This window comes from Microbulbifer sp. ABE4_465, assembly GCF_056160765.1.
The window spans coordinates 82876-98149 of sequence record NZ_JBSWXV010000010.1 but is presented as its reverse complement, the minus strand read 5'-3'; the positions used below and the strand labels follow the sequence as shown (position 1 = coordinate 98149).

The window sequence follows — 15274 nt, the reverse complement described above, 5'->3', positions numbered from 1 at the left end:
ACGTGAAAACAGCCTCCAGGGATTCTGTCGAAAGCCGGGCACTGCTCCAACAACTGGAGCAGTTGCTTGGCCGTGAACGCGTTTTGACAGACCCGCAACGCAATGAGCACTATCGCAAGGGATTTCGCTCCGGAGAAGGCGCGGCACTCGCGGTGGTGTTTCCCGGCAAACTGCTGGAGCTGTGGGAGATTCTACAGACCTGCGTGGACGCTGGGGCCATTATCATTCTGCAGGCCGCGAACACTGGCCTTACGGAAGGCTCCACCCCCAGTGGCAATGACTATGATCGCCCGGTTGTTGTTATCAATACCCTGCAGATGAACCGCATTCACCTGCTCGGTGACGGCGCACAAACCGGTGAACAGATTGTCGCCCTCCCCGGCGCGACCCTGCATAGCCTGACCAAACTACTCTCGCCCCTGCAACGCTCGCCCCACTCGGAAATAGGCTCTTCCTGTCTCGGAGCCTCCATTGTCGGCGGTATCGCCAACAACTCCGGCGGCGCACTGTGCCAGCGCGGCCCCGCCTATACCGAGCTGGCGCTGTACGCCCAAGTCAGTGCGCAAGGCCAATTGCAGCTGATCAACCACCTGGGTATTGAACTCGGGGAAACCCCACAGGAAATACTAACCAATCTCGAGAACGGCACCTTTATTCAGGTACGAGAGCTTCCCCACCCGGACAACCTCGAACGGCCGCGTATGGCCTCGGACCGGGAATACGTGGAGCGGGTGCGGGACGTGGATGCGGACAGCCCCGCCAGGTTTAATGCCGACCCCCGGCGCCTGTTCGAAACCAGCGGCTGCGCCGGCAAGGTCGCGGTCTTTGCGGTGCGCCTGGACACTTTCCCCATCCCCCAGCACACCCAGACGTTTTACATCGGCAGTAACGACGCCAACGTCTTCGCGCGGCTGCGTCGAGGTTTATTGAGCGAACTGCCCAGCATTCCGGTACTCGGTGAATACCTGCACCGGGATATGTTTGACCTGGCAGCGGATTACGGCAAAGACAGCTTTTATACCATCGAAAAGCTCGGCACCGGCCGCATGCCCCACTTCTTCGCCCTCAAGGGTCGCGTGGACGCCTGGCTCGAAAAGCAGGCCTGGCTGCCCCGTTTTTTCAGCGACCGGCTATTGCAGAAGATCAGCACACTACTCCCCCAGCACCTGCCCAAGCGCATGCTGGAGTACCGGGAGAAGTACCAGCACCACCTGATCGTGAAAATGGCTGACGAGGGCGTAGAGCCCGCACATCAGTGGCTGCAGACATTCTTTGCGAACGAAAAAAACTCGGGAGAGTTTTTTGCCTGCGACGCGGCCGAAGCCAGCAAGGCCATGCTGCATCGTTTTGTCTCCGCCGGCGCCGCCATGCGCTATCAGGCCGTGCACAGTAAAAAAGTCGGGGAGCTGCTGCCGCTGGATATCGCGCTCAGGCGCAACGACATGGATTGGGAAGAAAAGCTGCCGGCAGAAATCGCGGACCAGCTGGAATACAGGCTCTACTACGGCCATTTCCTGTGCAATGTGTTCCATCAGGACTACATCCTGAAGAAAGACGCCGACCCGGATGCGGTCAAGAAAGCCATGTTACAACTGCTCGACCAGAGAGGCGCCTGCTATCCAGCGGAACACAATGTCGGCCATCTCTACCAGGCCCCCGATACACAGAAAGCCTTCTTCGAAAAACTCGACCCCACCAATACCTTCAACCCGGGCATCGGTAAAACCGACAAGCACCGGCGCTGCTGTAATTGCGGCTGAGCGCCCGCCGCCGTAGCCGCAAGTATTCCTTTGAATTGGACGCTCCCCACATTACCAATAAGCGGATAAAGGTAATTTGGGGAACGCCATGCAGTATGCCGCCGCCCGCGTCAGAGTCGTCGCCTGCGCTTCACTTGTAGCCGCGCTGACACTGTTCACCGCAACGCCACTTTACGCCCAGCAGCCAGGTCCATTCACGGCCAATGACTTCCAGTTTTCCGGACCTTCCTCAGGTCCGCAGATACCACCAAACCTGTACGGCCCGGATCTGGATGGAAGCACTCCGTCGGAAATCGATCTGAGCGCCGGTGCAGTGCGGGTGCGTCTGCAACGGCTCGGATTTCACTCGTTCGATCGCGTACAGTTCCGCAATGGATACTGGAATGTGGTGGCCTATCACGGCAATAAAAAACGCCAGCTGACGGTGCACCCGGCAACTGGCGTGATTCGTTCGGACAGGCCTTACTGCAACAACCGCTGCAACCGCTACCAGGCAAGTGAAGAGTTCTAAAGGCCCCCGGATCAGTCGTCTGCGGCAATCGCAAACAGCAGATCGCTGAAGGCGCTGTTGGCCGCCAGGGAAGCGGACTCCTCCATGGTGTGATAACCCGTGGTGGGAATCTGTAACGTGGTGCCCTGCACAAAGCCCGACGACGCACTCACAATCCTCCCAAGCTCGGTACTGCCGAAGGACTGGGGTTCCTGTCCTTCGGCCACCGCCTTATTGTTTTGCGCTTCGATATAGCTGTCTTTGTAGCTATAGCTAATACCCTGGGTATCGCATAGCGCCGCCAACCGCTCGGTCGTCCCCGCGTGAAACTGCGCGTTCGCATCCCGCCTGCGCAATACCACTTGCTGTGCATCGGCACTGGTGCGGTCCGGGTAGGGGCTGGTGTCCACCACAATCAGCTTGTCAGTACCGCCATTGAAGCGGCGGAACCACTCCAGCAAATAGCGCCAGCTACTGCCAGACTCTTCCTGCGCGGTAAAAAAAGCGGTGCCTTGAAAGCCGAGGCTGTAAAGGTGGACCAGGTGTGCTGCGGTGAGTACGTTATCCAGCTGCGCACTCAGAATGCCGTCATTGATTTCCAGACGATCGGTGAAAGCCACCGGAGTACCGGCAACCACATGTTCGAGGCCAGCGACCTCGAATATCAGGTTGTTCCGGTAACCGCAGACGTAGGCTCGACGGATGACACCGGACCCGAAATAGGAACCGGACCAAGGTTCGTAAGCGGTGACGGTAACTCCCTGGAAACGATCGACGATCTTGGTCATCAGCTTTTCGGAAACAGAGTTCCCCAGTAAATCGGAGCGGCGACCGGAGACAAAGGCGGCGTACTGAAACTCATTGGGTCCGGTGCAAATCAATCCATGGCGGTCAATATGCGCGGAAAACTTGGCACTATTGGGACGCTGCCCCTGGGCTACCAGCAGGCCCTCGTACCAGGTAACGTGCGCGCCCCGCTCTTCAAGCTCGCGCTGCAATACCCGGAAAAAGGAATGCTCCGCACCTACCACACTGGGGCTGCGCACCAACAGTTTGAGCAGGTCGATAAATTGTTCGGTCTGTTGCATTGGCTGCAGGCTCCGCTCGCTGGCGTGGGATATTTGCGGAGTATATCCAGCAATTTCGCCAATGAGCGATCGTTTTTTAACGCTACTGCATTACCCGGGTCAGAAACCCGTAAACCCGCTCCGCAGTCGGCGTAAACCAGGGCTCAAATAGCCAGTAAGGGTGCGGCGCATCCACGTGGGTCATTACTTCCGTAACAACACCGGCACCACTCAAGCGCGCTATATATTGATCCCGCCCGGCGTGAAAGCGCGGGTGGCTGCTGTTGACGAACAGCGTGGGGGGAGCGCCAGCACCCGCGTACTCAAGTGGAGAAGCCTGTTGCCAGAGATCCGGCACATTCTCGTAACGACCACCGAACCAGGCGCCCGCCGCCGAAGGGATTTTGCGCGGATCATTTTCATGTCGCAATGCCATAGGCGTAGTGAAACTGACAATGCCGTCCAGATTGACAATGGCCTGAACCGAGTCTTTACCAGCGGACTGTACCGTTTCAAATATGGACAAGCCCGGGGTTACCCCCACGAGCGTGGCCATTTGCGCGCCCGAAGAGGCACCGATAACGGCGAGGCGCTCAGGGTCAATGCCGTAAAGACCCGCCTGCGCCCGCAACCAGCCAAGCGCAGACTTAACATCCTGTACACCCGCCGGGTAGCGGGCTTCCGGCGACAGGCGGTACTCTACCGTCGCGGTGACAAATCCCCGGTTGGCGAGATACCTTGCCATGGGTTCCTGCAGAGTGCGGTTACCAGAGCGCCAGCCGCCGCCGTGAACGAGCAGTACAGCCGGTCGGTCGGACCCGGGCTGCCGCCCCTCAGGAAGGAAGAGATCCAGATGCAGAGCGCGCGACCCGACACGGCGATACACCACATCCCGTAGGATTTCAGTACCCTGCCCAGGCGCCACCCGTGCAACTTGAATGTCTGGATAAGTCTTGCGGGCTTTGTTAAAGGCGGATTGAACGTTAAACGAGTCGACGAGCGAAATTCTGACAGCCGGCTCGGCTTGCTCGAGCAACTCGCGCGATAACCTCGACAGCCAGGCATCCACATCTTCCGGTACCGCCAAGGAACGGAATACCGGCACCTGCCTGGGGTATCCCTCAACCGAATCCTGACTATCAATAATACGCCCCTGTCCCGCCATTACCTGCGCGATAATTCGTTGATCCACGGCATCCCGCTCGGCGGGCCGGGCACCGACGGTTTTCAATAGCTCGCGAGAGAGCATCTCGGCAGGTAGCGTGCGCAAGCCCTCAGGCCAAAGTGGTTTCTCCTCCAGCCGCCGAATATCCCCCTGTACGATATTCATCGGCTCGCCATCGAGGTTCCACACCAGGTTATCCTCTAGATAAACATCCCCCTGATAGGACACCAGCGCGAGATCACTGTAAGTGTCGCGCCCGTACTGCAGGACATTGCCCACAACCGCAACCCGCGGATTCACCGGCGCCGCGTCAACATCCCGCCATTCGTTTTCGATATAACCAAGCTGAATGGCCGCAGAGCCCGGGTTGTAAATCAAATTGTTCACAACCACACCGGTGGTATGCGCCTTGAAATACGGATTGCGGCGATCATTGTTGGCAAACAGATTGCCGACCACCGCAACGTCACGCACAAAATCGTGTACCAGCAGCCCTTTAGAATGCCTGCCTTTTCGGTGGGTTGAGTAATCCAATCCCTCGGCGATGATTGAGTTGCTGATCGTAATTTGTCGGCTGGTGGCGTCAGGCCCATCCGTGCGTGCCCCAGAAGCCGACATATTCTCGTCAACGGCCCAACTGGTGGAGCAATGATCGATATGGATTCGATAGGCATCTTTGCCCGAAATACCAATGCCATCCGGAGCCCAGCCACTGCGGGCCGGTCGCCCGACATCGCCAGGGCGCACGCGGAGGTGTTGTACTCGCACATCGTGTGTGCGGATACTCAGGCCGCCCCGAATCAAGGTAATACCCGGGTTTGGCGCAGTCTGCCCGGCCAGGGTAAGAAACGGCTCGGTGACCACAATATTTTCCCGGTCGAGGTCGATGACACCACCCACTTCAAACACCACGATACGGGGGCCAGACTGCCCCAATGCCCACCGCAATGAGCCCTCCCCGCGATTCTGCAGGTTTGTCACCCGAATGACCTTACCGCCACTGCCCCCGGGGGTATCCATCCCGAAGCCAGTAACCCCCTCCAAGTCGATACCGGCCAACGCTTGTGAACAACCCATCAGAAACAGCACGATCAGCGCCCAGAGATCGAAATTCCGTCTAACTATTTTCATCATCACCTCGATTTATTTTCATTATCAAAAGGCTGACCAATCACCCAGAACCCAAGAAATTTGGACTTACCAAAATAGCTCATTCAGAACCTAACTTTCAAGACACCCTCTCCCTATTCATATTCCGAGGCCAATTTTGGCCTTACCGAAATATCAAAGCTCCCACCGGCAAGCTGCCGGATAGAGGGATAACACCAGGGACTTGCGGGGAGAAGGGATACAGGGTGATAAGGAACCGGTAAAGGAGAGCCGGAGAGGAGTGATAGAAAGGAAGACGGTGCGGCAAAAACGACAGTAGCGAAGAAACCTCGCGAGAAATAAAAGCCGATCGACTCGTCACGTAGCTCACTGATTGGTTAGGCGAGGATCAATCGGAAACGGGAGTTGGTAAATGGGGGCGGGAACGCACTGCTGTCGTCCCTGCCCCCACAAACTCAGGGCAGTTTTTTCTCACCCTGCTGAATATCCTCGGGCTTTTCCACATGGTGCCCGGCAGTTTGCGTGGACTCCTCGATGGGCGCACGGCGCAAGATCAGAAAGCCCGAAACCCCCGCGATAAGCGACGCCAGCAACACCCCGGCCTTCGCCTGAATCAGCATTTCGGTTTGCCCGGCAAAGGCCAGCTCGGCAATAAATATCGACATGGTAAAGCCGATGCCCCCCAGCAGCGCCACCCCGGTAATATGGTGGAATGTTGAGGATTTCGGCAGCTCACCCCACCCCAGCTTCCAGCCAATCCAGGTAGCACCAACAATACCGATCAACTTGCCAAAGACCAGACCGCAGATAACACCCAGCGTCAGCGGATTGAACACGGCTTCTGTACTGGTAAAACTGTCGACAGGGATACCGGCGTTCGCCAGCGCAAAAATCGGCACCACAATAAAAGCCACCGGTGTATGCAGGCGGGTTTCCATCCGCTGTAGTGGCGACTGCACCAGGTGAATACCATTGTCCAGCGCGGTTACCCGCGCACGCAGTGCATCGTTGGCAATAATTTTATCGCCGGGGCGGAAGCAGCGATCAAAACTGCGAATAATATCCTTCACGAAAGTACTGAAAGCCACCGGGTCGTATTTTGGCTTGGCCGGAATCGCCATCGCGGTAATCACCCCGGCGAGGGTTGCGTGCACGCCGGTAACGTACAGCGCGTACCACAACAGAATGCCCACAAAGATATAGCCCGCAGAGCGGCGCACACCGGCAAACTTCAGCAGCCACAACACACCCACCAAGGCGCAGGCCGCCATCAGCGCAGTGGTATTGACGCTTTCGGTATACCAAATGGCAATCACCAGGATTGCTCCCAGGTCATCCACGATCGCCAGTGCCACCAGGAAGGTCACTACGGCGCGCGGTACACGATTCCCGAGTATGGCTATACACCCTACGGCAAAGGCAATGTCCGTGGCCATGGGGATACCCCAGCCGCGCTCGGATGGGGTGCCGCCGTTAAGGAGAAAGAAGATAAACGCCGGCACTACCATTCCGCCAATCGCGGCCATTATCGGCAGTACAGCGTGTTTTAGTTCCGATAACTCGCCGACCAGAAACTCGCGTTTGAGCTCCAGTCCCACCAGCAGGAAGAAGATGGCCATCAAGCCATCGTTGATCCAGTGGTGGAAGCTCATGGACAGGGACCAGTCGCCGAAGTTGTAGCTGACCGGCAAATGCAACAGGTGCTTGTACGCCTCCTGCCATGGAGAATTGGCGATGATCAACGCCACTACTGCACAGAGCATCAACAGTACGCCACTGCTACTCTGGCGGTGGATAAACTCTTCGAATGGCGTAACCAGGCGCCCGAACGCACTTTCCAGTGGCGCCTCAAAAACTTTGCCCTTGCGAACCCTGAACTTGCTCAGCACATTGTTTGCCATCTAACGCCAACTCCTAATATTCAGTTTCGCTATGTCAATTGGCTGGGCACAGGCTTCACGCGCCTTCCCAGTCGTGGGGGCAGAGGTTAGCATGGCAGTCATTTCCTCCTCCAGAATTTCAAAACTATAGTGCGATCCATGATCCGTCTCGACATATTGTTGGTACAGCAGGGCCTGGCCAGCTCCCGAACCCATGCGCGCAAATTGATTGATGCCGGCCGGGTACAAGTGGCCGATGCGGGAGGCCAGCGATGGCAACCGGTCAAAAAGCCCAGCCACACCCTGCGAGAGGACTCACTAATCCTCGTTGAGCCGCTACCGGAAGACCAGTATGTTTCCAGAGCTGGCCTGAAACTGGCCGGCATTCTCGATCATACTGGCCTGGATCCCAGCGGGTGGCACGCCCTGGATGTGGGCTGCTCCACCGGTGGCTTCAGCGATTGCCTGCTGCAACGGGGGGCAGAGCTGGTGGTAGGCGTGGATGTCGGCCACGACCAACTGGCCCCCGCCCTCCTCCAGGACCCGCGCATGAAATTGTTTGAGGGGCTGAATGCCCGCCACCTGACCAGCGAGCAGGTATCGCCCTGGGGGAACAACGGATTTGACGCCATCGTCATGGACGTGTCATTTATCTCTCAAACCCTGATACTGCCCCAATTGCCCCCGATGCTGAAACCGGGCGGTGAGCTGCTCAGTCTCGTAAAACCGCAGTTTGAGGTAGGCCCTGAAGGCATTGGCAAAGGTGGCCTTGTAAAGGACTCCAGTTTATATCGCGGTGTTCAGGAAAAAATATACGCCCTGTGTACGCAACTGGATTTACAGGTAAGGGATTACATTGAAAGCCCGATCACGGGTGGAGATGGAAATCGGGAGTTTCTGCTCTGGGCAACCCGCTAATGCAGCCTATCCTGCCACTCTGCTAGCGCAAAATGGCTTCCAGCTTGGCCTTGAAGCCGGGTCGGGGCACTTCCGTTGGTGAAGTGCGGCGCGGCGGGCGTAGTACGAGGTTGCCCTGGCAGTTCGGACACTCTTCATTCAACGCTGCCATGCACTCGGGGCAAAATGTGCATTCGTATGAACAGATATAGGCTAGGTCAGAAAGGCCCAGAGGCGCACTGCATCGTTCACAGCTTGCTTTCATTTTCAGCATCGTATTCCTTCAGACTCGCAATTCATAGCCCGCTGCCAGGGTTGTGACGGGGTGACGTCAAAGCGGTACCCGGCCCACGCCATCACGGTGAGCCGAGTTATCCCGGACACGGGCCAACTACTTCATCGGCAGGCAGCGCCGGCAAGTCTGTGGCACGAAATAGATTACTCCGCCTCCAGCTGCTTGTCCGTGCGGGCCGCCATAATAAAATCATTCTTGTGCAGACCACCGGCTTCATGACTCCACCAGGTCACAGTCACCTTGCCCCACTCTGTGAGTAACGCAGGGTGGTGGCCAACCTCTTCCGCAATCGCGCCCACACGGTTAGTAAACGCTAACGCCTGCTTGAAGTTCCGAAACTTGAAAACCCGCTCCAGTTGCATCACATCGTCGCGAACCATAGGGGTCCAATCCGGGATTTCACGGATCAGGGTTGCCAACTCCTCATCGGATACCAGGGGGGCATCCGCCCGGCAGGCCTCACAGGCCTGCGCTGCCAGCTCGGTCATATCTGACTCCTCTGTGCACAGTACTTTATTGGTAGGGTCGAATCGTGGCACTCCGCCACAAATTCGCGATCTGCCACTTTAGCCGCCGCCCGGATATGGCACAAGGCGACCTGGATCACACAAAATAGTGTGTGGATAAAAAGTTACTCACAAGACGACTGTGCTAGGTTTTCAACAGATTCCATCAGAAATTCGAGAACATTATGAAACGACTGACCACAGCCCTAGTTCTGGCCACCTTCATTCACGGCTGTGGACAAAAAGACGCTCCCGACACAGAGGGAGAATCTGTTACCGGGAGCGCTATTCCGCTATTCGAACAACAGGGAAGCGAGAAAATTGATGCCAGCAAGGCACCCACGCGCAAATCCGCCATCAATGAAGAGACTTTCGAGCGGCTCCGCAACCAACTGATTGAGCGTATGTGGCACCTGTTCCCATCGTGGGCGATCAGCAACGGATACTACAAGGTTGCATCCGAACTTGAGGTACCGGATACACATTACCGACGCGAAGTCCTGAGCTTTGCCAGAAGCTCACTTAACCAATTTTCCGGCATCGATACCGAAAAGCTTAGCCCGGGTGCCCGCACAGACCTGGCTCTGATCATCAACTTCCTGAATGAGACCATCTGGAAACTTACAGAGTTCAAGTCCCATGAGTGGAACCCCGCGGATTACAATGTTTCCCACGGGTTCGCACTGATCCTGAATACCGATTACGCACCACTGGACGAGCGCCTTCGAACCTTCAGTGAACGCCTGTTAAAAGTACCGGCCTACTATGCCGCCGCCGAAAAAACCCTCAGCAACCCAGCCTCTCCACAGCTCATCCTCGCTATTCAGCAAAATGAAGGTGCGCAATCTGTATTTGGTGAGGATCTCGAGAAAAAACTGACGCAAAGCGGTCTCAGCGATCGTGAAAAAGAACAGTTTACCTCTCGCCTACAGGCCGCTCGCCAGGCCATCGATGAATATGTCGTCTATCTGCAAACTCTGCACGCGCAGATGGAACAAGCGGACAGCTTCCGCGATTTTCGTATCGGAAAAGAGCGCTACGAGAAAAAGTTCAAATTCGATATCCAAATCAGCATGAGTGGTGAAGAACTCTATAACCGTGCCATGAAGGAAAAAGACCGGCTACACCTGAAAATGGACGAACTGGCAGACCAACTGTGGCCCAAATATTTCCCAAATGAAAAGCGTCCGGACGACATACTTGAGAAAATTCACAAGGTGCTGGAAAAGCTTTCGCTGAATCACGCAACCAAGGAAACTTTCAAATCAGAAGTAGAAAAACAGATTCCGGAACTTGTAGCCTTCGTCAACGAGAATGACCTCCTTTCCTTGGACCCTGAAAAGCCACTGGTGGTGCGCACAACACCGGCGTATATGCGTGGATTTTCAGTGGCATCAATCAATGCCCCAGGTCCTTACGACAAGAATGCCAACACCTATTACAACGTGATGCCTGTGGAGGAGCTCCCGGATGATCGGGCAGAGAGCTTCCTCAGAGAGTACAACACCTACTTGATGCAAATTCTGAACATCCACGAGGCGATACCCGGGCACTACACCCAGCTTGTATATGCCAACCAGTCTCCCAGCCTCATTAAAAACATCCTCGGCAACGGCGCAATGATCGAAGGATGGGCCGTGTATACCGAACGTATGATGCTGGAAGCCGGCTATGGGGATTTTCAGCCCGAGCTGTGGATGATGTACTACAAATGGAACCTGCGCACAGTGGTCAACACTATCCTGGACTACTCAATTCAGGTCAAAGGCATGACGGAAGATCAGGCAATGGAATTAATGATGAAACAGGCATTCCAGCAAGAAACAGAGGCACTGGGGAAATGGCGCCGTGCAACATTAAGTCAGGTTCAGCTCACCAGCTACTTCGCGGGATATATGGACATCATGGCGTTACGGGATGAAATAAAGCAAAAACTGGGAGAAAAATTCAATCTTAAGCAATTTCACGAAAAATTCCTGAGCTACGGAAACGCACCTGTTCCAGTGATCCGGGAACTGATGCTGGCGGATATCGAACCGTAGATTCTCCGTCGATCAATTTTCGAGCCAGCGGCGCGCTTGAGACTGTAAATTACATTGTTCAACCTTAATACAGGGCACTGGCCAAATTCAGTGTGCCACTACAGTAGGCTTAGCGCCCAGCGCAGGCGCAGCCAGCGCGGAGTACATTTTGTCTTAATGTTTGAGCGCCAGCGAGTAACACAAAATGTGCGTAGCGTTGGCTGTCGCTCTGCCGCTGCTTGTTAAGCGTGCCGCTGGCACTACCTAGGACCACAACTTCCCACACCTAATATTTGCTCGCCCACCCCAGCTTGCAGCACCTCAAACGAACTGGCGCGACGCTTAGACGAGTCACAGAATGAACACACTCCGTACTCGCCTACATTGTTCTTAAACCATAGTAGGGAAGCAGTTTCTGTATACGAGCCAAACTGCTCAGACACTCCAGAGCTTGGCTTGTCGGCTAATGTCCAATCTCCTTTCGGAGCCAGCTTGATGCAGCTGTCTACATTTGTGGCGCATGCTTGGAGCACGATACTTGCAATTATTGACGAAAATTTGATTGCTCGGTTCATACGCTTAACGCCGCCGGCAGGGGCAGCTTACCTTGTGCGCATTTTGCGCAAAAATGGGAGCGTAGCGACTTGCGCAAAAGGTGCACAAGGTAAGCTGTCCCACGGAGGGCCGAAGGCCCGGAGTATATTGCCCGGCCTTGTATGGTTGTTCTTATCTTATTTGGGCGTTGTACGCCCTCCTCGCTAACGGGTAAATTGAGACCCACCTTCGGCGGCCACCGAAGGCCTTGTTTATCACAGTTCGCTGCCCGGCCGGTTCATAAAGACCGATAACAAGTATGAACGTGACAAACACTCACTAGGCATAACTCGAATAGTCATGTGGGCCTCGAGCCCGAATAGCAAGGCGGAGATAGCTTATCTTATGGAATATAAAGAGATCAATGTCGGTATCGATACTAGTAGCACCCAACTCGATATCTATGTGAGACCTACTGGCCAATTCTTTAGCGTCAGGAATGATAAGGACGGCATCAAACAGGCTGTAGATGAAATACTGGCACTCGAACCTACCAGGGTATTGATTGAATCTACTGGGCGACTCGAAATGGATTTTGTGTGCGCTGCCGATAAGCGTGGGCTACCCATCGTCGTCTGCAACCCTTCACAAATCCGAAACTTTGCAAAATCATCAGGACGGATCGCTAAAACCGACAAGCTAGATGCCATGGACATAGCCCATTTTGGCGAAGCCATGAAACCAGCGCTAACAACCATTAAGCCCGAAAAACTACGGGAAATCAGTGACTTACTTGCTGTTCGCAGCCAATGTCTTGAGATGAGCACCATGCAAAAGAATCGTCTCAAGAGGATGCCAAAGTCAGTCCACGATCCTATCCGGCAAATTCTTACTGCTATCAAGACCGAACTATTAAAAATCGACAAGCAGCTCGACAAGTTAATCAGCAGCGTAACGGAGTGGAAGGAAAAGCGAGACTTGCTGCTGAGTGCAAAAGGTGTAGGTAATGTCGTGGCCTACACCCTCATGAGCGAGCTTCCTGAACTTGGAAAACTTAATCGTAAGGAAATCGCTGCGCTTGTTGGTATCGCACCGATGAACCGCGACAGCGGGCGCTTTCAAGGAAAGCGGTTTATTCGAGGTGGGCGCCACCGTGTAAGAACCGTCCTATTTGTTTCGATGATGTCTGCGATCCAGTGTCACCCAAAGCTGAAGCCAATGTATGAGCGCATGGTGGCCGCTGGGAAACCTAAGAAAGTCGCTATCGTTGCGTGTATGCGCAAGCAGCTCACGATCCTCAATACCATGGTTAAGCACAACACTCATTGGGATGAAAAAATGGCTTAATTACTTGACGGAGAACCATAGTCACTTGTTAAGGCGGACACTCCAGAAAGTACTCTGAAACACTCTCTACACCAGGCTCACAGAATCCTTTCTTATCACCACAATTATGCTTCTCTATAAACTCCAGATGATAACCAGACGAGCATACGCGATTCGCATAATTTTCAACAACCTCGCTGATAGAAGATGCTCTATCCGTTTTACAAACGGAAACATATACTTTTTCTGAGTGCTCACTTACTAAGTCAACACTTATTCTGGCCTTCCCATTCGAATCTAAATCGCAATCCGAAAGCGCAAAAACTTGCGTGCTAGCAAGAATATTTAGTGCTAAAAGAGCTAGTTTTCTCATTGCCTTAACGCCCAGCGCAGGCGCAGCCAGCGTGGAGCGCCTTTTGTGTTAATGTTTGAGCGACAGCGAGTAACACAAAAGGTGTGCAGCGTTGGCTGTCGCTCTGCCGCTGATTGTTATGGTACGAGAATTGATAATACCTCCATAAGTAATTTAGCAAAATTGGTAAAGTCATACAAAAAAACCCCGCAAGGCGGGGTTTTTTACGATCGAAAAATAATAACTACATTTCACTTACTTCGGATCGCAATATACACCTTCTGGATCACACATGGGGTCATGAGGCCCAGCAAATACTGAAATACTACCTAAAGAAAACACAATTGCGATAAGAGAAATAACTGCTGATTTTTTCATCGTTCTTCCTTATTTAATTTGTGCCCGCTAGATCAGGCATTTCCAGACTTTCATTTAGCAGAGAGCATGTCAATTATAAATATAAAAATATTGAACGAAGTGGCGTTTCTACTGCGAACCAATCACCATAACGCCCGCAACAGGGGCGACCAATGCTATGCACGTTTTGTGCGAAACTGGGAGCGCAGCGACCCGCACAAAACGTGCATAGCGGTGGGCGTCCCGCGGAGGCCCAAGGGGCCGGAGGGGACTTAACCCGCTTGGGACTTAACCCGCTTTTGCACACACCATATTGTTAGCAATTGATTTTACACTCAAATTCTTGTGGTGAAATATATCCAATAGAAGAATGTGATCTCTGAGTGTTGTAGTAGCGCATATATTCGGTCACCGTAGACCGTAACTGTTTAGCTGATTCCACAACCTGTCGCTTAATCCGCTCTGTCTTGAACTGGTGAAAAAACGACTCCATGAATGTATTATCATTCATATTCTTGAATCGGTTCATACTCTGATTGATCCCGTACCGTCGCAATCGCTCGCGGTATTGACCCGATAGGTACTCACTGCCGCGGTCAGAGTGAAAGATCAGCTCCGGATGATGCCCGCGGTTGCGTACCGCCCTATCGATACTGGATAGCGTCAGAGAAACATCTCTGCGATTACTCAGCGACCAGGAAACCACCTTTCTGCTGTAGCGATCCATGACTACTGATAAATACTGCCAGCTACCATCCTTAAGCTTTATGTAAGTAACATCACCCACCCAGAGCTGATTCGGGCGCGTCAGCTTTATGCCCTCTATCTGGCACTTGATTCCATAGACATGCTTGTAAGTACCGGGCCGAGCCGTATAGATCCTCGCTTTTACCGCCCTAAGACCATGATTTCGCATGATTCTAGCGACCCGCTTCTGGCCGACCCTAATCCCCCTTTTTTTTAGCTCTTCCGTGATTTTAGGGCTGCCATAGCAACCGTCGTGCCGGTCAAAAATCAATCGTATATGCTCAAATAACTCACTGTCCTCCCGCTCGCGGACAGATGTACCACGGCGACGCCAGGAATTGTACCCGTCACGGGTAGCGCCATAGAGTCGACACATCATTGCAATGCTGTGCTTCTCTCGGTGCTGGTCTATGAATTCGAAGATTTCCCTTTTTGTTGTAAAGAGAATTGGATGGCTTTTTTTAAAAGGGAATGCTCTTCCCGGAGCAGGTTATGGGCCCGCTCCAGCTTTCTGAGCCGCTTCAGCTCAGACTTGATCTCTGGATCAATTTGTATGTTTTTCTTTTTGGCCATGATCTGTCCCCGTCGCATTTCCATACGCCAACGATAAAGCATGACTTCATGGATATCGAGTGCTTCCGCCACATGCTTGGCGACTACACCAGGGATTTCGGTTAACGAAACCGCAGTAGCCTTAAAATCGTCGTCGTAGTAGTTGTAGTGCTTTCTGCGTGCCATTTGACACCTCCAGGTCAGTTAGATGGAGG

The 15274-nt window shown here is 53.9% G+C and carries 13 protein-coding genes; 5 read left to right on the top strand and 8 right to left on the bottom strand.

Translation table 11 applies throughout. The annotated features are described in order from the left end of the window. Positions 1-2 precede the first annotated feature (2 nt). Both dld and ACXAG1_RS14925 read left to right on the top strand, forming a co-directional pair. A complete protein-coding gene (gene dld, locus ACXAG1_RS14930) occupies positions 3-1760 on the top strand; it encodes a D-lactate dehydrogenase (protein WP_475120138.1) in 1758 nt (585 codons plus the stop codon). Positions 1761-1848: 88 nt separating this feature from the next. After that, the gene (locus ACXAG1_RS14925; protein ID WP_475093506.1) at positions 1849-2271 is read left to right on the top strand and encodes a hypothetical protein; all 423 of its coding nucleotides are present in this window, start codon (positions 1849-1851) and stop codon (positions 2269-2271) included. A gap of 11 nt (positions 2272-2282) precedes the next feature. On the opposite strand, the gene ACXAG1_RS14920 is transcribed toward ACXAG1_RS14925, so the two are convergent. From ACXAG1_RS14920 to nhaA, 3 genes are all read right to left on the bottom strand, one after another. Further along, complete coding sequence (locus ACXAG1_RS14920) at positions 2283-3338, bottom strand: peptidase M42 (RefSeq protein WP_475120137.1); 1056 nt, start codon at positions 3336-3338, stop codon at positions 2283-2285. A gap of 82 nt (positions 3339-3420) precedes the next feature. Beyond that, complete coding sequence (locus tag ACXAG1_RS14915; protein WP_475120136.1) at positions 3421-5613, bottom strand: alpha/beta hydrolase fold domain-containing protein; 2193 nt, start codon at positions 5611-5613, stop codon at positions 3421-3423. 434 nt (positions 5614-6047) lie between these two features. Beyond that, positions 6048-7493, bottom strand: coding sequence for a Na+/H+ antiporter NhaA (gene nhaA, locus ACXAG1_RS14910; protein ID WP_475093509.1), 1446 nt, complete (start codon positions 7491-7493; stop codon positions 6048-6050). A gap of 138 nt (positions 7494-7631) precedes the next feature. On the opposite strand from nhaA, the gene ACXAG1_RS14905 reads away from it, so the two are divergent. Further along, on the top strand, positions 7632-8390 hold the full coding sequence (locus tag ACXAG1_RS14905; protein ID WP_475120135.1) for a TlyA family RNA methyltransferase: 759 nt from the start codon (positions 7632-7634) through the stop codon (positions 8388-8390). 22 nt (positions 8391-8412) lie between these two features. Here the strand turns inward: ACXAG1_RS14905 and ACXAG1_RS14900 are convergent, their stop codons facing one another. Together ACXAG1_RS14900 and ACXAG1_RS14895 are read right to left on the bottom strand one after the other, a co-directional pair. Further along, entirely contained in the window at positions 8413-8634 is a 222-nt protein-coding gene (locus tag ACXAG1_RS14900; protein WP_475120169.1) for a DUF1272 domain-containing protein, read from the bottom strand. Between the two features lie 173 nt (positions 8635-8807). Further along, on the bottom strand, positions 8808-9152 hold the full coding sequence (locus tag ACXAG1_RS14895; protein WP_475120134.1) for a 4a-hydroxytetrahydrobiopterin dehydratase: 345 nt from the start codon (positions 9150-9152) through the stop codon (positions 8808-8810). A 203-nt stretch (positions 9153-9355) separates the two neighbouring features. On the opposite strand from ACXAG1_RS14895, the gene ACXAG1_RS14890 reads away from it, so the two are divergent. Together ACXAG1_RS14890 and ACXAG1_RS14885 are read left to right on the top strand one after the other, a co-directional pair. Continuing rightward, on the top strand, positions 9356-11212 hold the full coding sequence (locus tag ACXAG1_RS14890; RefSeq protein ID WP_475120133.1) for a DUF885 domain-containing protein: 1857 nt from the start codon (positions 9356-9358) through the stop codon (positions 11210-11212). A gap of 918 nt (positions 11213-12130) precedes the next feature. Further along, a complete protein-coding gene (locus tag ACXAG1_RS14885) occupies positions 12131-13072 on the top strand; it encodes an IS110 family RNA-guided transposase (protein ID WP_475120132.1) in 942 nt (313 codons plus the stop codon). A 586-nt stretch (positions 13073-13658) separates the two neighbouring features. Here the strand turns inward: ACXAG1_RS14885 and ACXAG1_RS14880 are convergent. From ACXAG1_RS14880 to ACXAG1_RS14870, 3 genes are all read right to left on the bottom strand, one after another. After that, the gene (locus ACXAG1_RS14880; protein ID WP_475120131.1) at positions 13659-13781 is read right to left on the bottom strand and encodes a hypothetical protein; all 123 of its coding nucleotides are present in this window, start codon (positions 13779-13781) and stop codon (positions 13659-13661) included. Positions 13782-14076: 295 nt separating this feature from the next. Continuing rightward, the gene (locus ACXAG1_RS14875; RefSeq protein WP_475120168.1) at positions 14077-14919 is read right to left on the bottom strand and encodes an IS3 family transposase; all 843 of its coding nucleotides are present in this window, start codon (positions 14917-14919) and stop codon (positions 14077-14079) included. Continuing rightward, positions 14916-15245, bottom strand: a complete 330-nt coding sequence (locus ACXAG1_RS14870) for a transposase (RefSeq protein ID WP_475120130.1) — start codon at positions 15243-15245, stop codon at positions 14916-14918. Before ACXAG1_RS14870 ends, ACXAG1_RS14875 begins: the two co-directional genes overlap by 4 nt. Between the last annotated feature and the right edge of the window lie 29 nt (positions 15246-15274).

Excerpts from the sequence above, each read along its gene's own strand:
- ACXAG1_RS14925 (WP_475093506.1), top strand. The coding sequence starts at position 1,849 with ATGCAGTATGCCGCCGCCCGCGTCAGAGTCGTCGCCTGCGCTTCACTT.
- ACXAG1_RS14920 (WP_475120137.1), bottom strand. The coding sequence starts at position 3,338 with ATGCAACAGACCGAACAATTTATCGACCTGCTCAAACTGTTGGTGCGC.
- ACXAG1_RS14915 (WP_475120136.1), bottom strand. The coding sequence starts at position 5,613 with ATGAAAATAGTTAGACGGAATTTCGATCTCTGGGCGCTGATCGTGCTG.
- nhaA (WP_475093509.1), bottom strand. The coding sequence starts at position 7,493 with ATGGCAAACAATGTGCTGAGCAAGTTCAGGGTTCGCAAGGGCAAAGTT.
- ACXAG1_RS14905 (WP_475120135.1), top strand. The coding sequence starts at position 7,632 with ATGATCCGTCTCGACATATTGTTGGTACAGCAGGGCCTGGCCAGCTCC.
- ACXAG1_RS14900 (WP_475120169.1), bottom strand. The coding sequence starts at position 8,634 with ATGAAAGCAAGCTGTGAACGATGCAGTGCGCCTCTGGGCCTTTCTGAC.
- ACXAG1_RS14895 (WP_475120134.1), bottom strand. The coding sequence starts at position 9,152 with ATGACCGAGCTGGCAGCGCAGGCCTGTGAGGCCTGCCGGGCGGATGCC.
- ACXAG1_RS14890 (WP_475120133.1), top strand. The coding sequence starts at position 9,356 with ATGAAACGACTGACCACAGCCCTAGTTCTGGCCACCTTCATTCACGGC.
- ACXAG1_RS14885 (WP_475120132.1), top strand. The coding sequence starts at position 12,131 with ATGGAATATAAAGAGATCAATGTCGGTATCGATACTAGTAGCACCCAA.
- ACXAG1_RS14880 (WP_475120131.1), bottom strand. The coding sequence starts at position 13,781 with ATGAAAAAATCAGCAGTTATTTCTCTTATCGCAATTGTGTTTTCTTTA.
- ACXAG1_RS14870 (WP_475120130.1), bottom strand. The coding sequence starts at position 15,245 with ATGGCACGCAGAAAGCACTACAACTACTACGACGACGATTTTAAGGCT.